The 25,534-nt window shown below is 60.4% G+C and carries 22 protein-coding genes and 1 tRNA gene; 5 read left to right on the top strand and 18 right to left on the bottom strand.

Going from position 1 to position 25,534, the window contains the following annotated elements:
- Positions 1-224: 224 nt before the first annotated feature.
- The 3 genes from PATSB16_RS04665 to PATSB16_RS04655 are packed head-to-tail and all read left to right on the top strand — an operon-like array spanning position 225 to position 3,259.
- A complete protein-coding gene (locus PATSB16_RS04665) occupies positions 225-1,379 on the top strand; it encodes an acyl-CoA dehydrogenase family protein (RefSeq protein WP_047212848.1) in 1,155 nt (384 codons plus the stop codon).
- 29 nt (positions 1,380-1,408) lie between these two features.
- A complete protein-coding gene (locus PATSB16_RS04660) occupies positions 1,409-2,410 on the top strand; it encodes an acyl-CoA dehydrogenase family protein (protein WP_047212847.1) in 1,002 nt (333 codons plus the stop codon).
- Between the two features lie 54 nt (positions 2,411-2,464).
- Positions 2,465-3,259, top strand: a complete 795-nt coding sequence (locus PATSB16_RS04655) for a crotonase/enoyl-CoA hydratase family protein (protein WP_047212846.1) — start codon at positions 2,465-2,467, stop codon at positions 3,257-3,259.
- Between the two features lie 126 nt (positions 3,260-3,385).
- On the opposite strand, the gene PATSB16_RS04650 is transcribed toward PATSB16_RS04655, so the two are convergent.
- The 7 genes from PATSB16_RS04650 to PATSB16_RS04620 all read right to left on the bottom strand — a co-directional run bounded on the left by PATSB16_RS04650 (position 3,386) and on the right by PATSB16_RS04620 (position 11,711).
- Positions 3,386-4,099 carry an ABC transporter ATP-binding protein gene (locus tag PATSB16_RS04650; RefSeq protein ID WP_047212845.1) on the bottom strand — a complete coding sequence of 238 codons (714 nt, stop codon included), beginning with the start codon at positions 4,097-4,099 and terminating at the stop codon, positions 3,386-3,388.
- Positions 4,096-4,836, bottom strand: a complete 741-nt coding sequence (locus tag PATSB16_RS04645) for an ABC transporter ATP-binding protein (RefSeq protein WP_047212844.1) — start codon at positions 4,834-4,836, stop codon at positions 4,096-4,098. The genes PATSB16_RS04650 and PATSB16_RS04645 overlap by 4 nt, the downstream gene beginning before the upstream one ends.
- The gene (locus PATSB16_RS04640) at positions 4,833-5,783 is read right to left on the bottom strand and encodes a branched-chain amino acid ABC transporter permease (protein WP_047212843.1); all 951 of its coding nucleotides are present in this window, start codon (positions 5,781-5,783) and stop codon (positions 4,833-4,835) included. Before PATSB16_RS04640 ends, PATSB16_RS04645 begins: the two co-directional genes overlap by 4 nt.
- Entirely contained in the window at positions 5,780-6,643 is an 864-nt protein-coding gene (locus PATSB16_RS04635; RefSeq protein WP_047212842.1) for a branched-chain amino acid ABC transporter permease, read from the bottom strand. The genes PATSB16_RS04640 and PATSB16_RS04635 overlap by 4 nt, the downstream gene beginning before the upstream one ends.
- 144 nt (positions 6,644-6,787) lie before the next feature.
- Positions 6,788-7,981, bottom strand: coding sequence for an amino acid ABC transporter substrate-binding protein (locus tag PATSB16_RS04630; protein WP_052892570.1), 1,194 nt, complete (start codon positions 7,979-7,981; stop codon positions 6,788-6,790).
- Positions 7,982-8,436: 455 nt separating this feature from the next.
- Entirely contained in the window at positions 8,437-9,771 is a 1,335-nt protein-coding gene (locus PATSB16_RS04625; RefSeq protein ID WP_047212841.1) for a sigma-54-dependent transcriptional regulator, read from the bottom strand.
- A gap of 11 nt (positions 9,772-9,782) precedes the next feature.
- The gene (locus PATSB16_RS04620) at positions 9,783-11,711 is read right to left on the bottom strand and encodes a sensor histidine kinase (RefSeq protein ID WP_052892569.1); all 1,929 of its coding nucleotides are present in this window, start codon (positions 11,709-11,711) and stop codon (positions 9,783-9,785) included.
- Positions 11,712-11,895: 184 nt separating this feature from the next.
- Between PATSB16_RS04620 and PATSB16_RS04615 the strand changes: the two genes are divergently transcribed.
- Complete coding sequence (locus PATSB16_RS04615) at positions 11,896-12,747, top strand: oxidoreductase (RefSeq protein ID WP_047212840.1); 852 nt, start codon at positions 11,896-11,898, stop codon at positions 12,745-12,747.
- 90 nt (positions 12,748-12,837) lie between these two features.
- Positions 12,838-13,824, top strand: coding sequence for an aldo/keto reductase (locus tag PATSB16_RS04610; RefSeq protein WP_047212839.1), 987 nt, complete (start codon positions 12,838-12,840; stop codon positions 13,822-13,824).
- A gap of 38 nt (positions 13,825-13,862) precedes the next feature.
- On the opposite strand, the gene PATSB16_RS04605 is transcribed toward PATSB16_RS04610, so the two are convergent.
- The 11 genes from PATSB16_RS04605 to PATSB16_RS04550 all read right to left on the bottom strand — a co-directional run bounded on the left by PATSB16_RS04605 (position 13,863) and on the right by PATSB16_RS04550 (position 25,518).
- Positions 13,863-13,937, bottom strand: a tRNA-Arg gene (locus tag PATSB16_RS04605).
- Between the two features lie 354 nt (positions 13,938-14,291).
- On the bottom strand, positions 14,292-14,843 hold the full coding sequence (locus PATSB16_RS04595; RefSeq protein ID WP_237170347.1) for a TolC family protein: 552 nt from the start codon (positions 14,841-14,843) through the stop codon (positions 14,292-14,294).
- A gap of 31 nt (positions 14,844-14,874) precedes the next feature.
- Complete coding sequence (locus PATSB16_RS04590) at positions 14,875-16,068, bottom strand: AAA family ATPase (protein WP_072628605.1); 1,194 nt, start codon at positions 16,066-16,068, stop codon at positions 14,875-14,877.
- Positions 16,069-16,369: 301 nt separating this feature from the next.
- A complete protein-coding gene (gene trxB / locus PATSB16_RS04585; protein ID WP_047212836.1) occupies positions 16,370-17,317 on the bottom strand; it encodes a thioredoxin-disulfide reductase in 948 nt (315 codons plus the stop codon).
- Positions 17,318-17,403: 86 nt separating this feature from the next.
- The gene (locus PATSB16_RS04580) at positions 17,404-17,928 is read right to left on the bottom strand and encodes a cysteine dioxygenase family protein (protein WP_083566663.1); all 525 of its coding nucleotides are present in this window, start codon (positions 17,926-17,928) and stop codon (positions 17,404-17,406) included.
- A gap of 162 nt (positions 17,929-18,090) precedes the next feature.
- A complete protein-coding gene (locus PATSB16_RS04575; RefSeq protein WP_047212835.1) occupies positions 18,091-19,101 on the bottom strand; it encodes a DUF2891 domain-containing protein in 1,011 nt (336 codons plus the stop codon).
- Positions 19,102-19,703: 602 nt separating this feature from the next.
- Positions 19,704-21,161, bottom strand: a complete 1,458-nt coding sequence (gene tldD / locus PATSB16_RS04570) for a metalloprotease TldD (RefSeq protein ID WP_052892568.1) — start codon at positions 21,159-21,161, stop codon at positions 19,704-19,706.
- Between the two features lie 47 nt (positions 21,162-21,208).
- Positions 21,209-22,567, bottom strand: coding sequence for a TldD/PmbA family protein (locus tag PATSB16_RS04565; protein ID WP_052892567.1), 1,359 nt, complete (start codon positions 22,565-22,567; stop codon positions 21,209-21,211).
- A complete protein-coding gene (locus PATSB16_RS04560; RefSeq protein ID WP_047212834.1) occupies positions 22,543-24,348 on the bottom strand; it encodes an ABC transporter ATP-binding protein/permease in 1,806 nt (601 codons plus the stop codon). The genes PATSB16_RS04565 and PATSB16_RS04560 overlap by 25 nt, the downstream gene beginning before the upstream one ends.
- Complete coding sequence (locus PATSB16_RS04555; protein WP_047212833.1) at positions 24,345-24,770, bottom strand: ExbD/TolR family protein; 426 nt, start codon at positions 24,768-24,770, stop codon at positions 24,345-24,347. Before PATSB16_RS04555 ends, PATSB16_RS04560 begins: the two co-directional genes overlap by 4 nt.
- Positions 24,771-24,780: 10 nt before the next feature.
- Positions 24,781-25,518 carry a MotA/TolQ/ExbB proton channel family protein gene (locus PATSB16_RS04550; RefSeq protein WP_047212832.1) on the bottom strand — a complete coding sequence of 246 codons (738 nt, stop codon included), beginning with the start codon at positions 25,516-25,518 and terminating at the stop codon, positions 24,781-24,783.
- Positions 25,519-25,534: the final 16 nt, after the last annotated feature.

The raw sequence follows: 25,534 nt of genomic DNA, 5'->3' as shown, positions 1-25,534 counted from the left end.
GGGAAAACCGCGGAACACGGCCCGGCCCCCGCCGTTGGTTCGCACGATAGCATAGAATCTTCCGACTTGGCTCCCGACGGCCGGTGCGGAGCAGTCTCGGCGCGGCTCGCGTCGCCTGCCGGGCGCCGGCGACGCGCTTGCGACGATGGCAGCCGGCGATATCGGGCATTGCATGGCATTATTTACCCCTGAGTCGCCATCCGCCCAATAACAACGGAGACAAGATGATCGAGCCGCTCGCTCTGGTTGGCATTCCCGCCGAGGATCAAGCCCTGCGCGACGAAGTACGCGCCTTTTTGCAGACCAGCCTGCCCGCCGTGCCTGCCGACGTGCGAGCGCGCTCCTGGATGGGTTTCGACGCCGATTTCAGCCGCGCCCTGGGCCGCCACGGCTGGCTCGGACTCACCTTGCCGCGCGAATATGGCGGCAGCGAGCGCGGCGCCTTCGCGCGCTTCGTACTGTCTGAAGAACTGCTCAATGCCGGCGCGCCGGTTGGCGCCCACTGGATCGCCGACCGGCAAAGCGGTCCGCTGATCGCGACCTACGGCACCGCGGCGCAAAAAGCGCTTTACCTGCCGAAAATCTGCCGCGGCGAAGCCTTCTTCTGCATCGGCATGAGCGAACCCAACGCCGGCTCGGATCTTGCCAGCGTGCGGACGCGCGCCGAAAAAACCGCACACGGCTGGCGCCTGTCGGGGCAAAAGATCTGGACCACCCAGGCGCATCGCTCGCACTACATGATCGCGCTGGTACGCACCTCGGCCAGCACGGCCGAGCGCCACGCCGGGCTGTCCCAATTCATTATCGACCTCAAACTGCCGGGCATTACCGTGCGCCCGATCACCGACCTGGCCGGCGACCAGCACTTCTGCGAGGTTTTTTTCGATAACGTCGAACTCGCCGACGATGCGCTGATCGGCACCGAAGGCAGCGGCTGGCAACAAGTGACCGCGGAGCTGGCGTTCGAGCGCAGCGGCCCGGAACGAATCTACTCGAGCATCGTGGTCCTGAATGAATGGATCGATTTGCTGCGCCGCCGGGGCCAGGTGCGCGAGCCGGCCCGTATCGCTGCCGGCCGCCTGCTGGCCCAACTCGCCACCTTGCGGGCGATGTCGGTGGCCATCACGGCGAAACTTGCCGCCGGACAGAGCCCGGTTACCGAAGCCGCGCTGACCAAGGATCTCGGTACCGAGTTCGAACAGGCCATCCCGATCGTGATCGGCGACCTGCTCGACAACGATGCCGATGGTGCAGCGCCGCCAGCCGAGTTGCTGCGCGCGCTGGCCTACGTGACCCATGTGGCGCCCTCGTACTCGCTGCGCGGCGGCACGCGAGAGATTTTGCGCGGCATGATCGCGCGCGGGCTGGGCCTGCGCTGACCCTCGACAATAAAAATGGAGATCGCCTGATGCAAGACATGCTCGCCGAGGCCATGGAACGCCTGCTGGCCGACATCTGCCAGCCCGAGACGATTCGCGCGCTCGAAGCCGGCCAACCCAAGGAGGCGCTGTGGACGGCGCTGGCCGACGCCGGCTTCGCCGATGCGCTGAGCCCCGAGGCCGCGGGCGGCGCCGGGCTATCCCTGCGCGAGGCCGTGCCGCTGATCGAGTCCTGCGCCCGCCACGCGCTGCCTCTCCCGCTGCCGTTGACCATGGTGGTTCGTGCGGCGCTGGCGGAAACCGGCGCGCATAGCGTGGCCGGCCCCATCACGATCGCCGCGGCCGCGCCGCAGGCCGGCAGCGACGGTATCCGCTGCGCGCGGGTGCCGTTTGGCGCGGTGGCCGATTGGATCGTGGTCGACAACGGCCTGCCGGCATTGTGGCCGGTGCATGGGGCCTCGATCGAGGGCGACGGCATATACGCCAGCCTCGATGCCGACATTGTCTGGCCCGCGCCGCCCGGCGATGCCGTCCCGTTGCCGCTGGCCGACTGGCAGGCCATCGCCGCGTGCGTGAGCGCCGTGCAGATGGCCGGCGCGATGACGCGGATTCTCGAGATGACCATCGCTTACGCCAACGACCGCAGCCAGTTCGGCCGGCCGATCGGCAAATTCCAGGCGCTGCAGCAGCAGATCAGTGTGCTGGCCGAGCGCGTATTCGCCACTCGCATGGCCGCCTGCATTGGCTGTGCCGCGCAGGGCTGGCGCGTCGAGCGCGCTGCCGCGGCGCTCGCCAAGGGTTACGCCAGCGAGGCCGCCACGCTGGCCGCCAGCATTGCTCACGCCGTGCATGGCGCGATCGGCATCACCGCCGAGTTCGCCCTGCAAAGCTACACGCGGCGGCTGCATGCGTGGCGCCTGGCCTATGGCGCCGAGTCGTACTGGCACGGCGAACTCGGCGAGCTGTGGCTGGCCGGCAAGGCCAGCGCGCTCGACTTTGTGCGAACCACGCTGTCGCCCGCGGCGACCTGACACCCGGCGATTTTCCGCTCGCCGTCACACCTACCGTTTGCAAGGAAATCGCCAATGGAAACATTTCTGACAATCGACCGGGATGGCCCGGTGCTCACCTGGTCGATGCACGCGCCCGAAGTGCGCAACGCCCTGACCGGCAACACCGCCGCGGCCGAGTTCATCGCCGCCTGCGAAGCGGCCAACGCCGATCCGACGGTGCGCGCGGTGATCATCACCGGGTACGAGGGCATGTTTTCCTCGGGCGGCAACGTCAAGGACATGCGCCGCTTTTTCGACGATGCGATGACGCCCGAGCGCATCGCGCAGGAGTATCGCACCGGCATTCAACGCCTGGCGCGCGCGGTCCATGGACTCGAGGTGCCGACGATCGCCGCGGTCGGCGGGCCGGCCATCGGCGCGGGCTGCGACTTGAGCTGCATGTGCGACATCCGCATCGCCTCGGAAAACGCCAGCTTCGCCGAGAGCTTCGTCAAAGTCGGCATCGTGCCGGGCGACGGCGGCGCCTGGCTGCTGCCGCGCGCGGTGGGCGCCTCGCGGGCCGCCGAAATGGCCTTTACCGGCGACACGCTCAACGCGCAGCAGGCGCTGGCGATCGGACTGGTCTCGCAGGTCGTGCCGGCCGCGGAACTGCTGAACGCGGCGCGTGAACTCGCGTCGCGCATCGTCAGGAATTCCGGGCCGGCGCTGCGCATGACCAAGCGCCTGCTGCGCGAAGCTCAGACAGCGCGCCTGGACACTGTCCTGGAAATGTCGGCCACGATGCAGGCGATCGCCCACAAAACGCCGCAAAACCGGGAGGCCGTGCAGGCCTTCATCGAAAAGCGCGCACCCAAGTTCAGCGATTGATCGGGCGAAAAAAAGAAAGCGGCACGGCATGACGATCGAAATCGGTATGCCGTGCCGCGGTGCTGCCAAGTGTGTGCTGCGACGCCGAGCGGGCAGCCGATCGGCTGCCCGCTTTGTGCAGGCGCCTCAGATGCCCAGATAGGCCCGCTTCACCTCCGGATCCTCGGTCAGCTCCGTGGCGGTGCCGGTGCGCGTGATTTCACCCAGCTCCAGCACGTAGCCACGATCGGCCACTTGCAGCGCGGCGAACACGTCCTGCTCGACCAGCAGCACCGTGACTCCTTGCTTGCGGATTGCCGAGAGCACGTCGAGCAACTGGTCGACGATGACCGGGGCCAGGCCCAGGCTCATTTCATCGACCATCAGCAGCTTGGGTTGCGCCATCAAGGCGCGCCCCATCGCACACATTTGCTGCTCGCCGCCGGACATGCTGCCGGCACGCTGCTGCCGGCGCTCGCGCATGCGCGGAAACAACTCGTACACATGCTCGAGCGTGGCGGCGATTCCGGCTTTGTCGCGACGCCGGTAAGCGCCCATCAGCAGGTTCTCCTCGACCGACATCTGGTCGAACAACTGCCGGCCCTCGGGCACCTGCACCAGACCGAGTGCAAACGCCTGATCGGGCGTCAGCCCGCTCAGGTCCTGGCCGTCGAGCTCGATCTTGCCGGTGCTGCCGAGCATGCGCGAGAGCACGCGCAGCAGCGTCGTCTTGCCGGCGCCGTTGCTGCCGACCATCGCCACGATCTCGCCCCGCGCAACCGTCAAATCGAGGTTGCGCAATACCGGCATGGCGCCATAGCCGGCGCTCAGGCCTTCCACCTTCAACAAAATATCGCTCATGCGCGCCGCCGTCCAAGATACGCTTCGATAACCCGCGGGTCGGCCAGCACTTCGGCCGGCGGCCCTTCGATGATCTGCTGCCCGTGATGCAGCACCAGCAGGCGGTCCGACAGGCTCTGGATCGCCTTGATCACGTGCTCGATCACCAGCACCGTGATGCCGCTCGAACGCACTTTCTTGATGGCGTCGATCACCTCGTCGATCTCGACGTGGTTCAGGCCGGCCATCACTTCGTCGAGCAGCAGCAGCTTGGGCTTCATCGCCATCGCCTTGGCCAGCTCCAGGCGCTTGCGGTCGGGCCCGCCGAGCTCGTCGGCGCGTTGGCCGGCGTGCTTGTCCAGATCCATCAGGCGCAGCCATTCACGCGCTTCCTCGCGGGCCACGCGCAGTGCCTTGGCCGAAGAAGCCGTGCCGAACAACGCGCCGACGGCCACATTGTCGAGCACGGTGAGCCCCGGAAACGGCTTCATGATCTGGAAGGTGCGGCCGATGCCCTGGCGCGCCCGCTGGTAGGCCGACTCGTGCTTGACCGAGCGGCCCTCGAACAGGATGTCGCCGGCGCTGGGCGCGGTGGTGCCGCTGATCAGGCTGATCAGCGTGGTCTTGCCCGCGCCGTTGGGGCCGATCAGGCCGAGCGTTTCGCCGCGCTGCAGGCTGAAATTCACCTGATTGACGGCCACCAGGCCGCCAAAACGCCTTGTCAGGTCGCGGACTTCTAAAATAGGAGCGGTAGTCATAGGCGGTGCGATTTGACGTTTTCACTGAAATAGCGCCAGCCGGTCTTCCTGATGCGCCGCACCAGGTCAGCCAGGCCGCGCGGCATGAACACCACGGCAACGATCACCACCGCGCCGAAGAACAGGCTTGCGATGGTCGACACCTCGGTCGACAGCACTTCGGAGATCGCCGAGAGCACGAAGGCGCCGATGGCCGGTCCGAGAATCGAGCCGGGCCCGCCGAACACCGCCATGATGATCATCTTGACGTTCAGACTGATGTCGAACGCGCTGACCGGATCGATGAAGGTGATCCAGTAGGCGTGGATACCGCCGGCCAACGCGCTGAACACGCCGGCCAGGGCAAACGCCAGCACCTTGTACAGCGTTGTGTTGACCCCCATCGACGCGGCAGCATCCTCGTTCTCACGGATCGCGATCAGGCCAAAGCCGAAGCGGCTGCGCGAGAGCCAGAAGACGGTCAGCGTGGCCAGCACCAGCAAGCCGAGCGACAGCTCATAGAAGAGCTTGTCGCCGCTGAGCAGCGGCAACACCAGTCCGACGTTGCGCCCGGCGATCTCCAGGTTGGAGACCACCGCCGTCATCACTTGCGCCAGCGCCAGCGTGGCGATCGCGAAGTAATGCCCGCGCAGGCGCAGTACCGGCAAACCCAGCAGAAACGCGAACGCAACCGACAGGACTACGCCGAAGGCCAGGCCCACGCCGAACGGCAGGTTCCACTGCACCATGGCGATCGCGGTGCCGTAACTGCCCAATCCGTAGAACACCGAGTTACCGAACGAGGCATAACCGGTGTAGCCGCCGATAATGTTCCACCCTTGCGCCAGCGTGGCCAGCAGCAGCGTGGTGATGCCGAACTGCACCAGCACGGGCGATGCCACCCAGGGCACCAGCGCCAGCAGCGCGGCCACCGCCAACGCGATAATCAAACCAAAACGAGCTGTCATGCCGTCGCCCCCAAAATGCCGTTCGGCCGGAAAATCAAGACCAGTACGAGAATCCCGAAACTGACCACGTCGACGTAGGTCGGTCCGATGTAAAGCGCGGTCAGCGACTCGACGATACCGAGGAACATGCCGCCCACCACCACGCCCAGCGGGCTCTCAAGCCCCCCGATGATGGCAATCGCGAACGACTTGCCGGTCAGCGTTGCGCCAATGTACGGGTTGATTTGCGACACGACGCCGTACAGGTCACCGGCAGCGCCGGCCAGGGCGGCGCCCAGTCCGAACGTCAAGGCGTAGATCAGGCGCGGCTCGACCCCGTACAAACGGGCTGCGCCAAGGTTCTGGGCTGTCGCCCGAATCGCCCGCCCCAGCCGCGAACGGCTAAGGAACAACCAGAGTGCGATCGTTAGCGCCAGGGCAATGCCGCACGCCAGCACCCGCACCAGCGGCAGCGTGATTCCGGCGACGGCAAAATTGTCGCCGGCATAGACCGGGTTGGTGGTGCGAAAGTCCGCGCTGAAGATCATTTGCGCCAGATACGTCAGCACCACGTCGATGCCAAACGTGATCAGCAGCGTGTTGAACATGGGTGCGCGCGCAATCAGGTTAAGGATGTTGCGTTGAATCAGATAACCGACGCAGAACAGCGACACCATCGAGATCGGCAGCGCGACGAACGGGTCGACGCCCAGTTTGGTGAACAGGTAGTACCCGGCATACGCACCCAGCATGATGAACGAGCCGTGTGCCAGGTTAACGATGTTCAGGACGCCCCAGACCAGCGCCAAACCGAGGGCCATCAGCGCATACAAGCCGCCGAGCAGCACCCCGTTGACGAGAATTTGCAAGAGCAAATGCATAGTGATTAGGCAAGCCGCCTTTGACAAAAATTGATCGATCCGGCACGCACGCTACGCCTCGACGGTCGAGCGTGCCGGCAATGCCAGGCGTTATCCCGGGGCCACACCGAACAGACCTCGTTCGAGCGGCCCCGGCAAACGGGATTAGCGCTTATCCCACGCAGGCATCGGGTACTGGGCTTTGGCCAGGAAGCCGGTGCGGTTGTAGATCGGCACGACCTTGCCGTCTTGCACCTGAATCACCGTTTGCGGCAGATTGATCTGACCATGGGCGGTGAATGCGATCCGACCATACAGGCTGTCGAAGTTCAGCTTGGCAATCTCGTCACGGACCTTCTTCGGGTCAAGCGAGTTGGCTGCGGTGATTGCCTTCACGTAAGCTTCGACATCGGCTGCTGCCGACGCCGCATGGTAATCAGGCGCATAGCCGAACTGCTTGGCGTACGCACTGGCGAAATTGGCGCCGTCTCCAAAATATTCGTCCTTGTCCTTGGTCGACGGCAGCCACGGCGTCATCCCGAATGCATAGTTGGCATCCTTGCCGAGCGCCTTGCGGAAGTCAGCGGTCGGCACGCCCACCGTGAACGAATACAGCTTGGCGCTGAGGTTGAGGCTCTTGGCCTGGCGGATAAAATTCAGGACTTCCGTTTCATGGCCGGAGACCAGAATGGCATCGGGCTGCGACGACTTCAACTGGGAAATCAGCGTGCTGAAATCCGACGTATTGCTGCTGTAACGCTGGTCCTGCACCGCCTGCAGGCCGTAGGCCTTGATCAGCGCGCGCGTGCCCTTGGCCACCGAGACATCGAACGCGTCATCCGCGTACAGCAAGGCAACCGACTTCGGCGCCGGCTTGAGTTTGCCCATCATCTGCAGCGTGCTGTCGAAATATTCGCTGCCGGCCGGCAAAGTACCGAAAATGTACTTGTAGCCGCGACTGAAAATCTGGTCGGACGCACCGCCGCCTTCGATCATCGGCACTTGATATTTTTCGGCCACCGACGAATCGGCCAGGGCAAAATCGCTGGCGAACGGTCCGAGCAGGAAATTGACCTTATCCTGCGTGAGCAACTGCACGTATTGGCGCACGCTCAGATTCGTGTCGGATTGATTGTCGAGAATCTTCAGCGCCAGCTTGTAATGCTTGCCATTGACCGTCACGCCACCCTTTTCGTTGATCTTGTCGATCGCGAAGTTGTAGCCGTCGCGATAGTAGCGCCCGGTGTTGGCCAGCGGGCCGGTTTCCTGTACCGATGCCCCCAGCGTGATCGTATCCTGGGCCATCGCCGTGCCGCTCAATGCCAGCGCGGCGGCAATCCCGATCATCAGACGTTTCATTCCAATCTCCTATTTTCATTAAAAGAAACTGCGGTACCGCGTTTTCGACCGATGTGGTCGGCCCGTCTCGCCGGGCCGAACGCATCGGTCGCGCCGGCCGGGACGGTCAGGTCTCGGCCAGCGCTTGCTGCCTGGTACTACCGGCCCCGGTTTGGCACGCCAAGCAGATGCCGGCCGGCCACGACGGGGCGGATACACAATTCAATTCAAGGGGACGCAGCGTGATGGCTCGCCAAGGGGATTGGCGTGTTGGCCTTGTCTCCAATTTTTTGAATATGTTGTTTCCAAGACTTACGCAAGCTCCGTGCCTACCGAGCAAATTTTTTAACTAATTGATTTATATGAGATAAAAATTAAGCATCTGACCTCACTTGGCGAAATTCCAGACATTCGCCGGATGGCGTGTGCGGAAATCGTGTCAGACGGGCGCACCCGGGAAAACCCGCGTGGGCGCCCTATTTGAAATCGTCCGATGCGATGCCCAGACGTCGCATTTTGTCGTAAAGCGTTTTCTTCGGCACGGCAAGCTGCTCGCAGGCCAGCGCAGCCCGTCCGCCGCACGCGCGCAAGGCGTCCTCGATCAGATGGCGCTCGAACAGATTCATCTGCTCCTCCAGACTGCGTGGCGGCGCCGGATCGGCCGTGCCGCCGGCGTCCTGCAGTCCGAGTGTGAGCCGCTCGGCCGCGTTGCGCAACTCCCGGACGTTGCCGGGCCAGGGTCGCGACATCAGGTCGTGCATCAGCGTCGGAGACAGGGTCGGCACCGGCCGCCCATAAGCCACGGCCGCCTGCAGGACAAAATGCTCGAACAGGATCGGAATATCTTCGCGGCGTTCGCGCAGCGGCGGAATTTCGAGCACGATGACGCCTAGCCGGTAGTACAGGTCGTCGCGAAACCGCTGTTGCCGGGCCAGCTCGAGCAAGTCGGCCTTGGTGCCGGCGACGATGCGGCATTCCATCGGCAGCAATTCGTTGGAGCCGACGCGCTCGAAAGTGCGCTCCTGCAGCAGGCGCAGGAACTTGACCTGCAGTGACATCTGCATGGTCTCGATCTCGTCGAGGAACAGCGTGCCGCCGCGGGTATGCTCGATCTTGCCGATACGGCGCTTGAGTGCGCCGGTAAAAGAGCCGGCTTCGTGACCGAACACCTCGCTCTCGAACAGCGGTTCGGGAATGCCCGCGCAGTTGATCGCGGCGAAATTCGCGCCGCGCCGGCGGCCGTGCTCGTGCAGGCAACGCGCCACCAGCTCCTTGCCGGTTCCGGTCTCGCCCAGCACCAGCACGTTGGCATCCGTGTCGGCCAGCTCGAGAATGACGCGCCGCAGACGCTCGATGGCGGGCGCGCGTCCGAGTATCTTGCTCTCGATACTGTCGCGCCTGTCGAGTTTTTCGCGCAGGCTTTCGAGTTCGAGCGTCAAGTGGCGCTTTTCCAGCGCCCGCTGGACCACATCGACCAGTTGTTCCGACGAGAACGGCTTCTCGATGAAGTCATACGCGCCGCGCCGCATCGCCTCCACGGCGATCGAAATGTCGCCATGCCCGGTCACCAGAATGACCGGCAGGGTCGGATCGACTTGCGCGAGCTCCTGCAGCAATGTCAGCCCGTCCACTCCGGGCAGCTTGACGTCGCTCACGACAATGCCCGGGAACCCCATCTTGACCTGCCGCAGCACCGGCTCCGCGCGCTCGAACGCCTGCACCTCGATACCGTGCAATTGGAGCGCCTGGACGCTGCCCAGGCGCACGGCCGGGTCGTCTTCCACAAAAAGTACCTTCAACGGCTCATGCATGTTGCCAACCTTTATTCTGTCTCCAACGCGTTGTTCTGTGCGGCGGTACGCAGGGTAACGATGAACTCTGCGCCGCCGTCCCAATTGGTTCCTCTGAGGCTGCCGCCGAATTCTCGCAAAATGCCCGCCGAAATCGCCAGCCCCAGGCCAAGCCCGGCCCCCTGCGCCTTGGTAGTGAAAAATGGCTCGAACAAATGCGCCTGCGCCGCCTCGCTGAGTCCATCGCCGGTGTCCCGCACGGTAATGGTCGAGCGCTCGGCATCAGTTTGCACGATAACGCTGAGTTGCCGGTGTTCGCTATGTGCCATGGCGTCGAGCGCGTTGGCGAACAGGTTGACCAGCACCTGCTCGAGCCGATTGGCGTCGGCCAGCACATAGCTCGCAACCGGCGGCTTGGCATAGTCGAGCGTTACCGACTCCTTGCGCAAGCGGGGTTCGATCAGAAACAGCGCGTTCGAGATCGCCGTGTCGACCGAAACCGCGCGCATGTCGGGCGGCGACTTGCGCGCGAAGCGCTTGAGCTGCGCGGTGATCTTGCCCATGCGCTCGATCAGCTCGCTGATCATGCGCAGGTTGTCCTGCGTCTCGCCGGTGCGGCCACGCTCGAGAAACATCAACGCGTTGTCCGACAATGTACGCAACGCCGCCAGCGGCTGGTTCAATTCATGGGTGACCCCGGCCGACATCTGGCCCAACGCCGCCATTTTGCCGGCTTGCACCAGTTCTTCCAGCGTTGCCTTGAGGGTCGCCTCGGTCTGCTTGTGGCGCGTGATTTCGCTGCGCAGACTGTTGTTCGAGCGGCTCAGTGCCTCGGTACGGCGCGCGACCTTGCGTTCGAGCTCATCGTTCAGGCGCTGCAGGGTCTCTTCCATCGCCAGCCGCTGGGAGATGATACGCCGGCGCTGCAACACGTACAGCACGGCGATCGACACGAAGGCCAACCCCAACGCGGTATCGAACGCGGCGTTGCGCGCCGCCACGCGCGCGGAGGTGACGTTCGAGAGGATCATGATGTGCCAGTCGGTGCCGGATACCGGGCGGCTCACCAGCAAATATTCTGGTCTGAACGGATTCGAGGCGCTGGCGGCAAAGCGGCTGTGCTGCGGCAACGCGACGATACTGGCGTTCTGGCTGAGCCGCTCGACCTGATGCAGCCCGATCAGCTCGAGCGCGCCGGGCGCGTTGTATTGGCGCGTCGCGGCGATCTCCTCGCGGGCTTGCGGCGTGAGGGGATGCAGGGCCTTGAATTTCCAGCCGGGAAACGATGTCAGGAAAACAACGCCATTGGCATCGGCCACCATCACCGTCTCGGTACTTTGCTTCCACACCTGCTCGACCTTATCCAGGTCGATCTTGGCGGTGGCCACGCCGATCGGCTTGCCGTCGGCATAAATGCGCTCGGCATAGAAGTAGCCGGCCTGCTTGCTGGTTGTGCCAAGGCCGTAGAACGTGCCGTGGCCATTTTTCATTGCATCGATGAAGTATGGCCTGAACGAAAAATTGGCGCCGACGAAGCTGATGGGGGTACTCCAATTGCTCGCCGCCAGGGTGGTCCCCTGCAGATCCATCACATAAAGCGTGTTGGTACGCGCATCGGCGTTGACCGCCGCCAGATAGCGATTGACCTTATCGATCAGCACCGGATCGTTCGGGTGCCGCAACAGGGCGATCACGTCCGGATTGAGATTGAGCAGGCCGGTCAGATAATCGTAGCGCGCAATCGCGCTAGTCACCGCGCTCTCGTAGATATCCAACCGATGTTGCGCGCTGTCTCGCATATCGCCGATCTCGATACGTTCGGCGTACAAATAGACGCGCCATGCGCCGACCGTGATCAACGACAGCAGCAGGATGATCTTGATCCCCTGGGTCACCCACGGACGGGCCGACAACCGGGCGGCCAGCCGCCCGGCGCGCGAGGCTTGCGTCGATGGAGTCATAGGATTTCTTTCATGTGAATCGTGCCGCGGCGGTCTCCGGTATACATTCTTATAAGGCGGCCATATCGTCGTCTCGTGGCGCCGGCGCCGGGGCGCTGCGAGCGCGCGCGCCCTGCGCTATTATAAAGTCAGTGTCATGCCACTGCGCCGGCCGCGCGCGCCCCCCCATCCCAGGAGTTCAATCATGATGAATCGTGACAATCCCGTTTGGCTGATCACCGGCTGCTCGGGCGGCTTCGGCCGCGAGTTGGCCAAACAGGTGCTAGCGCGCGGCTGGCGTGCGGTCGTCACCGCACGCCACAGCGCCACGGTCGCGGATTTGCTCGAAGGACATCCAGACCGGGCGCTGGCGCTCGATCTGGACGTGACCGACCGGCGACAGATCGATCACGCGGTGACGCAAACGCTGCGGTGCTTCGGGCGCATCGACGTGCTCGTCAACAACGCCGGCTACGGCTATCTCGCGGCGATCGAGGAAGGCGAGGACGACGCGGTGCGCGCGATGTTCGAGACCAATGTGTTCGGCCTGGTCGACATGACCAAAGCCGTGCTGCCCGCGATGCGCGAGCAGCGCAGCGGGCTGGTGATCAACATTTCCTCGATCGGCGGGTTGCGCAGCGCCCCTGCCATTGGTTATTACAACGGCACCAAATATGCGGTCGAGGGCATTTCGGAAGCGCTCTCCTACGAACTCAAGCCGCTGGGCATCGACGTGCTCATCGTCGAGCCGAGCGGCTTTCGCACCAACTGGGCAGGCGCCTCGCTCAAGCAGTCGGCCACGCACATCGACGACTATGCCGACACGGCCGGCGCGCGCCGCCGCCAGACCATGGGCCGCAGCGGGCATCAGCCGGGCGATCCGGTGCGCGGCGCGCAAGCGATCATCGAAGCGGCGCTGTCGGACACACCACCGTTGCGGCTGCTGCTGGGCAAGGACGCGCTTGATCTCGCGCACAAGAAGCTGGAGATGCTGCGCAACGATTTCGACGCGTGGGAGCGCGTCACGCTGGGCGCCGATTTTCCGCCCGGCGAATAACGGCTGACCGATGCCGGCAACGCCGCGCGCAGTCGCGACTGCGCCGGTTCGCGATCTCATATTCCCAAAACTCAATCGAGGGTGAAGCATATGCAAACACGCCAACTGGGGACGCAAGGCCTCGCAGTTTCCGCCCTGGGCCTGGGCTGCATGGGCATGTCGGAGTTTTACAGCGGGCGCGACGAAGCCGAATCCATCGCCACGATTCACCGTGCGCTGGAGCTCGGCGTCAACTTCTTCGACACGGCCGACATGTACGGGCCATTTACCAATGAACTGCTGGTGGGCAAGGCCCTCAAGGGGCTGCGCAACGAAGTGATACTGGCAACCAAATTCGGCAACGAGCGCGGCGCCAATGGCGAGTTTCTCGGCATTCGCGGCGACGACGCCTACGTCAAGCGCGCATGCGACGCATCGCTGCAGCGCCTCGGCGTCGATCATATCGACCTGTACTACCAGCACCGGGTCGACCCGAAGGTCCCTATCGAAGAAACCGTTGGCGCAATGGCCGATCTGGTCAAAGCCGGCAAGGTGCGCTATCTGGGCCTGTCGGAAGCAGCGGCGCAAACCGTGCGGCGCGCCCACGCGGTGCACCCGATCACGGCCTTGCAAACCGAATACTCCCTCTGGAGCCGCGACGTCGAATCCGAGATCCTGCCGACGCTGCGCGAACTGGGCATCGGCTTTGTCGCCTACAGCCCATTGGGGCGCGGCTTTCTGACCGGCCAGATCAAGCGCATCGACGATCTCGCCGCCGACGACTACCGCCGCAACTCGCCCCGCTTCCAGGGTGACAATTTCCAGCGTAACCTGGACCTGTTCGCCGAAATCGAGCGCATGGCCGCGGAAAAAGGCTGCACGCCGGCACAATTGGCGCTCGCCTGGGTGCTGGCGCAAGGCGAAGACATCGTGCCGATTCCCGGCACCAAGCGGCGCGCCAAGCTCGAAGACAACGTCGGCGCGCTCGAAGTGACGCTCAGCGACGCGGATTTGCAGCGCATCGACGGCATCCTGCCGCCGGGCGCGGCCGCCGGCGAACGCTACGCGGCGCCGGCGATGCAGGCGCTCAATCGCTGAGAAAAAGGGGAAGGATGCTGTCGGGCGGGGAAATTGGGTGGTCCCCCCGACAGGAATCGAACCTGTATCTAGCGCTTAGGAGGCACTCGTTCTATCCATTGAACTACGGGGAGAGCACATTGTTCACCGGATAGGACGAATCCTCGATCAAGGGGGGGTTTCGTCATATCCAGCGTGGGTTTTCGGCATTTTTGCTTCACCCTAAATGAAGCGCCGTGACCCATTGTGTAACGCTGTGAAACGTTGCGTATGCTACAAAATTGCTACGAAATATCGCATAGCAAACTTTATCCACCTAACGTTGCTACAGTCTACCAGACACGAATCGCATGCCCTCCATCCTTCCAATCGGCAACCGTTGGCGGGCGCAGGTTCGCCGGCGAGGCCAGAGTATATCAAAGACCTTTCGAACGAAGGCGGCCGCAGTGACCTGCCCCGAAAGCTGGAATATCGATGTATGCCGAAATTCACATCTGGTATGCGACCGCCATCTTAACCGTCCGTTCATCCTGCTCAGTTGCCCGCGCCTCCCAGCGCGATGCACCGGTCGAACTCGCCTGCGAACCCCATAGGTCAACGACATAGCTAGCCGATGCGAGAAGCGAATTCGCGTGTGATACGACGGGCGCACCACGCAGCGAATGAGAATTCGACAGCCCCGCACTTACGCTCATCGTGGGCAATTGATTTGCGCGGGCGAGCTCGACGGAAAATTGCGCCGCGCGCAGATTGACGATCGCGGTCTTGAGATCGTGATTGGCAGCCAACGCCCGCTCGACAAGCCGGTTCAGTTCTGGATCGCCGAACGCGTACCACCACGGGTCGATATTCGTATCACTGCCCGGATTCGCTTCCGTGTCTACCGACGACGACCTGGACGCGTCAGGAGCGCCGCTCTGGTTGTAAGACGCCCCGACCGAGACGGCAGAGTCTGTCTGCCAACGCCGGGGAATCGAGACCTCGGGCCGCGTCCACGCCGTGCGCGTCAGCGTCCCGCATGCGGCAACGCCCAGCGACACGACCAACAAGGCGATCGTGCTGAAAATTCCGCTATTTCCCAGAATCAGCCCAATGCCAAGCGGGTCGGTCTAGTGGACGCAATCCAACGATTTCCGTTTCGGAGAAAACTTTCTCGAGGACGACAGTGTTGCAATCTGAATCCTCTTCAAGCGCTGCAGCCAGCCGAGACGAGTGAGAGATGACCCAAATTTGCGAGTTTTGGGCTGCATGGCGAATCAAGCGTCCTAGTGCAGGTATCAGATCGGCATGCAAACTTGATTCAGGCTCATTAAGAACCATCAGTTCCGGTGGCCGTGGAGTTAGCAGCGCCGCGCAGAGCAACAAATAACGTAACGTTCCATCGGACAATTCAGATGTGTAAAGAGGCCTTGAAAGGCCATTCTGGTGAAAGAGCACCGAGAACAAACCACCTGGGCGAGCGTCTATTTCGACTCGCGCACCCGGAAACGCATCCGACACCGCTTCATCAAGAGCCCGACGGTCTCCGATTTCTCGTATAGTCTGCCATGCGCCTGCCAAGTCCCTTCCATCATGGTGCAGCACCAGTGTGCGCGTGCCTATCTGCGATTGGCGTGCCGGAGAATCCGAATCGACGCGAAAATGGTCATAGAACCTCCAGCTCCGCATCGCCTCTCGAACTGCGAACACTTCGGGGCTAAGCTCATCGCGGCCGACTTGGGAGAACAGGCTCTCGAAGCGCGGCAGATGCGTTGTAACAACGTCCCATCCTTGCCCGGAACGACGACGAACGAGGCTACCATCGCGGTCTATTAAAAGACTGGCGGGTCGCAAAAAAGGCCCCGACCAAATCGATTCGCGTTTGAACTCCGGGTCCAGTTCAAACGATGAGCGAGTATCTCTATCAGCATTTCCAGGTGGCGACACAATTCCCATGCTTACCGCGTAGCCGAAGCTGTCACCACTGAAGCCCAGCCTAAGTCGTGGCGCTGGTGTGCCCGGCGCCCTTGGGGTAGCAAGGATCTCACCACGGCGCACTCGCCCGGCACGGTCTTCCACTCCGGCCCATACTGCCGACTGCAAACCTCCCTCACGAGCTAATGGAGCAATGATGCCGTCGTGCGCCGTGCTAGCCAGCAATCTCAACGCTCTGTAGAGGTTAGACTTGCCGCTGCCGTTCGCACCAGTTATTAGGTTCAGTCGCGTTAGCGGCATAACGAGTTCGCGAATCGAGCGATAGTTATTAATAGCCAGCGTGTTTAACATCGACGTCTCCAAATCGATTTGAATTTTCTGCGGTATTACAATCAACCGGCGACGTACGCACCAACAACGGAAGTTGAACTACCCGAATGTGACTGTGTCCGGTAAAAGCGGGGCAAGGCAAGATCACACAGCCGTCATGCGGTCTTCATATGAAGACATGGCGTACCCCCAAAGTAGTCCAGGATTTTGTCCGCATCCCCGCCGGCTATTTTTCAACCGCCGGGAGGTGTGGCTGCGCGACCCCGACGGCGTCAACGTAAAGTGGCGGCCGCCTTGCAATGACCAAAGCACCGTCCACGAATTAAGCGATCGCGTCGATAAAACGTTGGGCGTCAAGCGCCGCCATGCAGCCGGTCCCGGCACTGGTAATCGCTTGCCGGTATACACAGTCCTGAACGTCTCCGGCGGCAAACACTCCCGGCATGGAAGTCGCGGTTGAATCGCCGTCACGCCCCCCCTTGGTCACGAGATAGCCGTTATTGCTGGCTAATTGGCCGGAAAACAGATCGGTGTTTGGCCGATGTCCGATTGCGATGAACACCCCGGCGACCTGAAGCTCCGCTGTCTCATCCGTCTTTGACTTGCGTAGTCGAATACCGGTCACCCCACTTTCGTCGCCGAGCACCTCGTCGACCTCCGCGTTCCAAATGATCTCTACCCGCCCGTCACGCTCACGCGCGCGCAGTCGCTCGACCAGGATCGGTTCGGCGCGAAATTTGTCGCGTCGATGAATGACGGTAACCTTACGGGCGATTTGAGCCAGGTATAGCGCTTCTTCCACAGCCGTATTGCCGCCCCCAACGACGGCAACATCGCGACCCTTGTAGAAGAAGCCGTCGCAAGTCGCACATGCCGACACGCCACGCCCCATAAATTTTTCCTCGGACGGCAAGCCCAGATATTTGGCCGACGCCCCGGTCGCCACGATCAACGCATCGCAGGTATATTCGCAGTCGTCTCCAACGAGTCTCATCGGGCGCTCCTGCAAATGCACGGCGTTGATGTGATCGAGCGCGATATCGGTGCCGAACCGCTCGGCATGCTCTCGAAAACGCGCCATCAATTCCGGGCCCTGCACACCGTAGACATCCGCCGGCCAGTTCTCGACGTCGGTGGTCGTCGTCAGTTGCCCGCCGGGCATCAGCCCGGTGACCAGGAGCGGCTTCAAATTCGCCCGAGCGGCATAAATGGCGGCCGTGTACCCAGCCGGCCCGGATCCCAGAACAAGTACTTTGCTGTGTTTCTTCATGTTATGAAAGATTACTACCCCGTCATCGGCGGGTTCGACGGAGAACCGCGCGGCGCCACCGAACCAGATTGCACATCATGCGCAATTCATTGAGTCACGACCCGGTTGACACGCGTAGCAGCGAGATCCGCGGCAACCCCATACACGTGCAGCGAAACCGCTGGCGTCGCGTGAGCATTTCCCAGACGATGAACCTCGTTCAATCCGGCCGAGGATATGACCACCGAGCCACTTGGCCGCTCTACACACTTATCCAACGTTGCCGTTTGGGAAAGCGCACTCCAATGGAAATGTTCTTCCGTTAAAGATCCTTCTAGCACAGCATAGCCGCACCAGGTCCAATGCCCATGAATCGGGCTAAACTGACCTTCTCGCCAGATGAGTGCCATGACGGTAAAACGCCCTTGCGCATCCGCGTGAAGAATGTGCCGCGCATATTTTTGCGCTTCGCCAAGCCGCTGCGCCTCCGTAAGGCTCACGCCTAGGTCGGACGCGTCATGCAACATACCCGGTAATCGCTGGCGAAATTCATCCCAGGGTAGATCAACGATAGTCTCAATTCGTTGAGCAAATTCCGACACGCAATTGAGCGTTTCGAGTGAACTCGGCATCGCATAAATCCTTTGAATTATTCGATCACGAACGTCGAATCAACCCAACAATCTTATGCGGTAAGCATGGCGAAAATTTTGCTAAATTGGCCGCAAACATTGAACCGAATAGCATATTTTTTCAAATCTGATAGCAATGCTGAAAAGTATTTCAGTGCCGGTCTAGCCTTCGAGTGCGAGAGTCGCGAATGTGGCCAGCCAGTGCTCCCCAATGTAGTTACCCCTGACGTGCTGTAACCCTTGGACAAGATGAAGCTCGCTTGCATGCAGCATCCGTTCTCTGCGGCTATCATTCGCGGCCAGTGATTGCGCGAGAGACCTTAGGCACCAAGCACGGCTCAAGTTCAGTCCGTCGAGATGAGCAATCTTGCTATCGCTGTGGTCAGTGACTGTTGCAGGCCGAAACAGCGTGGCGGGTCGGCCATGGGCCAGTTCAGGCAAAAAAACCGAAAACCATTCCCCAAATTCGGAGGCAGGCAGTACGCGACGCATCAGTTCAGCCTCCATCAGTGAGGGTGACAGAAACTCATCCCCGCAAGGCTCCCAAGCCTGACAGGCTACGTCCGCCAAATACCACCTCCTGGCAGTTTTCGTTACGAGGTCGGCCAGTGTATGGTGGCCGATGGTGCGCGCAAAGTCGAGCGCGAATGCAAGGGCGAACGCGGTATTGGAATGGGTACCGGTTCTGATGGGGTACGTGGCCTTAGGCAAATATTCTTCCAATCGCGCCACAAAAGCCGCCGCAAGGGGAGCGAGCGCATCACGCCACACCTTCGCGCCCGGCAATTGCGACACTTCGACCTGAGATGCTAGCTTCAGGAGCCACGCCCACCCATACGGCCGTTCGAAGCTTCGGTTATGCGGCATCTCGACGTACGCCAGTTCCATGGCCAACTTAGGAACAGTGAAGTGGTCATCAACAACTTCGATGATCCGCGACGCTTGTCTCAAGTCGGGGAAGCGTTGAATTAAATACAGGAGAAGCCAGTATCCGTGTACGCACGAGTGCCAGTCGTAGCTTCCGTAAAAAACCGGATGCAAGGCACGTGGGCCCTTAATGTCAGCGGGAGACGCGAGCTCGTGCGACGGCTTATTGGGGAACTCCCGTGTCAGATGACAAAGCACAAGCTCCACAAAATCATCGGCTATCTCTGCCGTCAACAAAGCGGCCATAAATCCTCTCATCGATATTTCGATTCAAAAGCGTTCATAAGCTACGAGGCTTTGCATACGGTGAGGGGAGCACCTTAGGAGTAGCTCCTGCCTGCTGTCGTGCCAGCCCGGCGTCGGAGTCAACTGGACGTGTGTTCCGATAGACAGTCAAATTTTTCGAATAAGCAGTTCTATCGCGTTGACCAGAAATCTCCCTATAAGGCAACACCGCCAGATTTGGCATATCAGGAGAAAATTTCCGCAATCGGAGCTTAAACCTGTCGACACTGACGGATGCTCTCGGACGCGGCCGGGGCACCCGCTCATCGTATCGCTACGTCTCGTCAGATCGAACGCAGCTCCCTACGCTGCGTCAGCCCCCCGCAAAGATGCATCAGATATGTCGAGCTCTCGCGCCACGATGATGCGTACGAAGATTTACCAAATCACTGGCAATTCACCGTGTATTGGCCTCAACAAGATGACCGCGATAAAGAGGTTCGCCCACACGAAGGGATGCTTACCGAGGCACATTGACGGTCCAGAACAGCAGCTGCCGGCATGGCGAAGAGGATTACACTCGCTTTGTTGATTAACTTCGTCTCTATCAGTTAACGGCACTATTACGCGGTTCCGCCAACAGTCATTTCATCTATGCGCAGTGTCGGCTGACCGACGCCAACCGGCACACTCTGTCCGCCTTTCCCACATACGCCGGCAGCTGTGTCGATACGCAAATCATTGCCGATCAACTTGACTCGCTTTAGCGACTCGGGGCCATCACCCAGCACCGTTGCGCCTTTCACTGGGGTTGTGAGCTTGCCATTGTCGATCAGAAACGCCTCGGACGCCGAGAACACAAAGCGTCCGCTTGTTATGTCGACTTGCCCTCCTCCAAGGTGTGCTACATAAATGCCTCGCTTTACCGAGGCGATAATCTCATCCGGGTCTACTCCGCCGGAACGCATATACGTGTTTGTCATGCGCGGCATCGGCAAGACATCGTAGCTCTCGCGCCGCCCGTTTCCTGTGCTGGCGACTCCGGCCAGTCGAGCGTTCAGCGTATCCTGCATATAGCCGGTCAAAATGCCATCCTCGATAAGCGTTGTGCATTGGCCTGGCGTACCTTCGTCATCTATGTTGACGGAACCCCGACTGCCGACCACCGTTCCATCATCAACGATCGTTACGCCCGGGGCGGCAACGCGCTGCCCAATTCGCCCAGCAAAAGCCGATGCACCCCGGCGGTTGAAGTCTCCTTCCAGGCCATGACCGACGGCCTCGTGCAGCAACACGCCATTCCATCCTGGCCCGATAACAACAGTCATCGTTCCCGCCGGCGCCGCTTGCGCATCCAATTTGCTCAGGGCGGCGTCAACGGCTTCGGCGGCAAGTTCCCGAATCGCCTGCTGCGTTAAACCACCGAGATTACCTCGTCCCCCTATCGTCCTCGAGGCGCTCTCGCGTCGGCCGTTTTGCATAACCTGCACCATGACATCAAGGCGCGACAGGGGGCGGATGTCCGACCCGCAATAACCATCATGGCGAGCGATAAACACAATATCCCGGCTTACAGTCAAACTTGCCATAACTTCGACAACGCGCGCATCATATCGGCGCGCCGCGTTATCGATTGCTTCAAGCAGTGCTGTCTTTTCGCTCGAATCGATCGCCGCGACCGGGTCATCGAACCCATAATATATGGGCGTTGCCTGATTCATACGCACGACAGCATTTCCGTTGGACGCCTGCGCACCCAACGGACCGGCGACGACGTTACACGCTTGTCGCACCGAGGGAAAATCAATGCGCTGCGACGTCGCCAGTACGGATTGCTCCCCCCTCACCGCTCGCACACCGAATCCTTGATCGATACCGAAGCTGCCTCGCTTGACTTCTCCGCTTTCTATCGCCCAGCTTTCGACCATGGACGACTTCAGGTAAATATCCGCGTAGTCGCCCCCCTTGCCCAGGGCAAGGGAAGCATTGGAAATCAGATTATCCTCGCCCAATCCATTGCGGGAAAGAAGCGCATCGCTCGCCGAACCGTAGGCGTCTGCCGTCGTACCGCCAAGAACCATGGGAATTGGTGAAGCATATTTATGCATTTTGATATCCTAATTATATTTTACACACCACCGATTCGCATGTCGTCGACCAGCCAAGACCCTGTGGTCACCCCTTGCTGTGTCAAGGTGTCGCGCCCAATAGCTTGCAGCGCCTTGAACATCCGCTGCAGATTCGAGGCGACGGTAATTCCGGCAACCGGATATTGGATCACGCCATTCTCGACCCAGAAACCGTGAGCAGCCCGAGAAAAGTCGCCGGTCATCAGATTGACGCCCTGCCCCGTCAGCCCACTCACCACGAGCCCTGTCCCCAGATGCCACAGCATGCGATCAAAGTCGTCTTCGTCGCGCGTCAAAGCGCTTGACACAGTCAAATTGGTCGGCCCGCTGCCATGCTCAGAGACCGGCAGACCGAGTCGCCGCGCTCCATAGAGGCCGAGAAAATATCCGCGCAGAAAACCGTTCTCAACTATTGAGCGGCGACGCAAGGCAATGCCGATATCATCATAAGACCGACTCCCTTGCCCGCGTCGCACAAACGGGTCATCAGTTACGCTGACGTGCGGTGCAAAGCACTGTGAATCCAGGGCGCCCGCCAGATATGAGGCGTTCGTATAGAGAGGGCGAGCCGTCGTCGCCGCAACGAAGTCCCTTACCAGAGCCGCTGCAGCCAAGGGCTCAAACAAGACTGGACATGATCGCGTGGAAATCTTGCGAGCGCCAAGTCGACTCACTGCTCGATCAGCCGCAATTCTTCCAATGTCCTGGGGTGACATCAGATCCTCCGGGTGCACCATAACGCTCCACCAGCGATCAATTTCCTTGCAACCATCCTTGATTGCGATTGGCGTGCAAGAAATAAAGTGGGACGTAGACGCTTGAGTTTGCAGGAATCCATCACTGGTCGCCAAACATTGACGTAACCGATGCGAGCTCAGTGTTGCTCCTTCGGTTTGCAAGACATAGGGACTCGTCGACAACGCCTCGTCCTCCGCGCGGCGCGCCACATCGGTTGCGTCCTGAATGCTTAGTGACCAAGGGTGATCCAGATCAAGGTCGACAATCTCCGTGGCGTAGTCCGTGCTGTCCGGAAGTCCGACATACGGATCTTCTGCCGCAATATCCACGATCTTCATGCCGCGATCGACCAGCGCCTCAATTGCCTTGGGCGAAAAATCCGACGATGAAACGCTTGCCTGTCGGTTTGCCCCGTACAACGTTAGTTGCAGATGGCTTGTGCGACGCATCGTCTGCTCCGTCGGTTCGCCCGCCCGAACACTGACGGAGATTTCGTCGGAGTCATTTAAGCGTGCGATTGCTGAATGAGCTCCCGCCCTTTTTGCGCAGGAAAGCGTGAGTTCAATCGTTCGTTCCAATTCGCCTTTCCAATCGTTTATGTTGCCGACAATCTTTGCCATGCTATCTGTCCGTGTTGATCGCCTGCGGCAGTTGACTCAGTGCCCATCGGATGTACCGTCGCCGCTGACAGGTCAACAAACTGAGTATGAAATTCCTCGACTTCCTTGCGATGAGCCACACTCACCAATGTGCTCTCGGGTAACGTCTCAATCAGGTGCGAATAAAGCCGCCTCTCGGAGACATCGTCGAGCGCGCTGGTCGATTCATCCAAAAAGATATGCGTTGGACGCCTGAGGAAAATCCGAGCGAAAGCCAGGCGTTGCTGTTCGCCCCCAGAAAGGCGGCTTCCCCACCGATCGACCTCGTGCAAGCAACCGCGATACTTGACTAGCCCGCAGTCGGTCAACGCGCGACAAGCCGCTTCGTCGGTCACATCGGCCTCGTCAGCCGGATACGCCAGCGCTTGTTTAAGCGTGCCGACCGGTACGTAGCTTTTTTGCGGAACGAATATCGTCGAGACGCCACTAGGCATGCCAATCACTCCGTCACCATAAGGCCAAATCCCAGCCAACGCTCGCAAAAGCGTGCTTTTCCCGGCACCCGAACGCCCTCGAATAAGGCACCGCGCTCCTTTCTCGATTCTGAACGCAGGAATCTGTGACAACACTGCACCTCGCATCGTCGCAAGATTCAACGGCCCGACGTCGATTGCACCATCGTCACGCAACTCCAGAGACAGGGTCTGCGCCAGATCTCTAGGCTCAACGGCGTCCAATAGCGCTAGTAAGCGGCGTACGATGGCACGCCAACTTGCGAACGACTGGTACGTTTGAGGGAAAAAGCTCAATGTGCCGTCCAACGAACCGAAGGCGGAGGTGATTCGCATCAATCCGCCCAGTGTCAACGCGCCGGAGGTCAATTGCGGCAGCACCAACAACGCCGGCAAGATGCTGGTTATTTGGCCAGGCACCTGAGTACTGAACATAACGTCGCTGGTCACACGGATCACTTTCCAAGTGTTATCTCGGATGGCCCAAAACGTTCGTTTTAGCCTTGCCGCTTCAGTGTGTGCCCCCCCGTAAAGAGCCACCTGTTCGGCCCCCTCTCGAATCTGCAACATTAACGCTCGAAAATCCGCTTCGACTTTTTGTTGTCGAACGTTGACAGGGATCAGACGCCTACCAATCAGATGGGTCACCAGGAGCGTGATACCGGTGTATAGAAACACCGCGATCACCATATAGCCTGGAATGACAAACCGCGATCCGCCTACATGCAGCACATAGTCTCCGGAAATCCGCCACAACAAAACGCTGAATGTCACGGTCGTCACCGGGACGCTGATTAAGCCAAAAACCAAGTTGACTGTGGTACTCACAAAATTTTTGGCGTCTTCCGAAATACGTTGATCTGCATTGTCGAGCAACTTGTCTCGCTCGATGCGGAAGTAGGTTTCATTATGAGTCCACCTGTCTACTAGATAATTGGTCAGCCAAGTTCTCCAGCGCAATATCAGGACCTCATTGGCGACATAGCTGGCGATCGTCACCGCCGTCGTGACAACGATGATTATCAAATAAATGGCCAATAGCGGAGACAATTTTCCAAAATGCGCACCGCTAATTGCATCATAGAATTTCCCGATCCAACCATTTCTCCATACACCAATGTACGCTTGCCCAAAACTTACACCGATCATGAATAGTGCGAGTGACCCGGACACCCATCGCTCATCGGATTTCCAGTAAGGCAGAATCAGTTGCCATACCGACGTATTGAAGTGCGCGCGGCGTTCATCGGATTCAGCATATGTGAGGTCCGGTTGCTCACTTTGCTTCATTTCGAATCCTTGACGGGGTCGGTGACAAAGTTGATCTTGGTGAGTCCTCCCGCCTCAACGCTGGCCAACACTTTTGCAACCCGCCCGTACCTCACGTTTTCGTCCGCGTATATGTTCACGGCCGGCGCGTCCGCGACATTTGCCGCATTGGCAATACGGGCACTGAGCTCGCTGTCATCAACGGGTTGGCGATCCCATGAAACCGTTCCGTCGCTCGTAATCGACAAATCGATATCCTTGACGTTGGCCTTGGCCGCCTGTGCGCTCGCCTGAGGCAGCGTCACCTTCACTGCCTGATTGATCACCGGCAACGTGATGATAAAAACGATCAACAGCACCAACATCACATCGATCAACGGCGTCATGTTGATGTCATTGACGAAGTCGGACTCGACGTTCGAGTCATTCATAATGATGGCCATATTCCCCCCCCTACGCCGTCAACGCACCAACTCGCTTGCAATCCGCCGATCCCGCGCTGGACGCCGCCGTCGGTTGAGTCCTCTCCGATTTGCTGCCGGTCACGTGGAAGACGTGCAGTTGATATGAGAAGCGCATGAGCTTTTGTGCCACGTTCTTATTGCCACGGGCCACATAGTTGTAGCCAAGCACTGCGGGAATCGCAACAAACAGGCCAATGGCCGTCGTCACGAGCGCTTCGCCGACCGGGCCCGCCACATGGTCGAGCCCCACCTGACCCGACACACCGATAGCAACCAGCGCGTGGTAGATACCCCACACGGTGCCGAACAGCCCGACGAATGGCGAGGTACTTCCGATCGACGCGAGTACAGCCAATCCGTTTTGCAGATGCGCAACCTGCTCGTCGAGGGCATTGCGGACGCAATACGCGACCCATTCGCTGCCGTTGCGATCACCCTGCAGCATCGGCTGGTCCTTCTGCTCGCTCGCCTCGCGGGCCGCGATGGCCAAATTGCGATAGGGGTTGTTGGCGTCGTTGCCCAGTGCCTCGATACCGCCGTCAATCGAGCGTGCCGCCCAGAACCGCTTTTGCGCCGCCAGGCCAAGCCGCTTCAAGCGCCGATTGGAGAAGCCCTTGGCAATGGTGACCGTCCACGAGACGATCGACATGCTGAATAGGAAAACGAGAATGAATCGGATGACCCAATCGCCCGATTGCCAAACATTGATCAAACCATACTGTTGCATTTGAAGCTCCTGAAAT

The sequence above is a fragment of the Pandoraea thiooxydans genome (assembly GCF_001931675.1).
Lineage (GTDB): Bacteria > Pseudomonadota > Gammaproteobacteria > Burkholderiales > Burkholderiaceae > Pandoraea > Pandoraea thiooxydans.
This window is presented reverse-complemented; position numbering and strand designations above follow the sequence as displayed.

Coding starts and splice junctions, on each gene's coding strand:
- trxB (WP_047212836.1), bottom strand. CDS start 17,317: ATGAAGAAACACAGCAAAGTACTTGTTCTGGGATCCGGGCCGGCTGGG.
- PATSB16_RS04620 (WP_052892569.1), bottom strand. CDS start 11,711: ATGACTCCATCGACGCAAGCCTCGCGCGCCGGGCGGCTGGCCGCCCGG.
- PATSB16_RS04550 (WP_047212832.1), bottom strand. CDS start 25,518: ATGCAACAGTATGGTTTGATCAATGTTTGGCAATCGGGCGATTGGGTC.
- PATSB16_RS04615 (WP_047212840.1), top strand. CDS start 11,896: ATGATGAATCGTGACAATCCCGTTTGGCTGATCACCGGCTGCTCGGGC.
- PATSB16_RS04665 (WP_047212848.1), top strand. CDS start 225: ATGATCGAGCCGCTCGCTCTGGTTGGCATTCCCGCCGAGGATCAAGCC.
- PATSB16_RS04575 (WP_047212835.1), bottom strand. CDS start 19,101: ATGGCCGCTTTGTTGACGGCAGAGATAGCCGATGATTTTGTGGAGCTT.
- PATSB16_RS04555 (WP_047212833.1), bottom strand. CDS start 24,770: ATGGCCATCATTATGAATGACTCGAACGTCGAGTCCGACTTCGTCAAT.
- PATSB16_RS04655 (WP_047212846.1), top strand. CDS start 2,465: ATGGAAACATTTCTGACAATCGACCGGGATGGCCCGGTGCTCACCTGG.
- PATSB16_RS04565 (WP_052892567.1), bottom strand. CDS start 22,567: ATGGCAAAGATTGTCGGCAACATAAACGATTGGAAAGGCGAATTGGAA.
- PATSB16_RS04645 (WP_047212844.1), bottom strand. CDS start 4,836: ATGACTACCGCTCCTATTTTAGAAGTCCGCGACCTGACAAGGCGTTTT.
- tldD (WP_052892568.1), bottom strand. CDS start 21,161: ATGGTTCTTGGCGGTACGACGGCAGACGCCTACGGTTCGGCGAGCGAT.
- PATSB16_RS04625 (WP_047212841.1), bottom strand. CDS start 9,771: ATGCATGAGCCGTTGAAGGTACTTTTTGTGGAAGACGACCCGGCCGTG.
- PATSB16_RS04590 (WP_072628605.1), bottom strand. CDS start 16,068: ATGTTAAACACGCTGGCTATTAATAACTATCGCTCGATTCGCGAACTC.
- PATSB16_RS04610 (WP_047212839.1), top strand. CDS start 12,838: ATGCAAACACGCCAACTGGGGACGCAAGGCCTCGCAGTTTCCGCCCTG.
- PATSB16_RS04560 (WP_047212834.1), bottom strand. CDS start 24,348: ATGAAGCAAAGTGAGCAACCGGACCTCACATATGCTGAATCCGATGAA.
- PATSB16_RS04580 (WP_083566663.1), bottom strand. CDS start 17,928: ATGCCGAGTTCACTCGAAACGCTCAATTGCGTGTCGGAATTTGCTCAA.
- PATSB16_RS04635 (WP_047212842.1), bottom strand. CDS start 6,643: ATGCATTTGCTCTTGCAAATTCTCGTCAACGGGGTGCTGCTCGGCGGC.
- PATSB16_RS04640 (WP_047212843.1), bottom strand. CDS start 5,783: ATGACAGCTCGTTTTGGTTTGATTATCGCGTTGGCGGTGGCCGCGCTG.
- PATSB16_RS04660 (WP_047212847.1), top strand. CDS start 1,409: ATGCAAGACATGCTCGCCGAGGCCATGGAACGCCTGCTGGCCGACATC.
- PATSB16_RS04650 (WP_047212845.1), bottom strand. CDS start 4,099: ATGAGCGATATTTTGTTGAAGGTGGAAGGCCTGAGCGCCGGCTATGGC.
- PATSB16_RS04630 (WP_052892570.1), bottom strand. CDS start 7,981: ATGAAACGTCTGATGATCGGGATTGCCGCCGCGCTGGCATTGAGCGGC.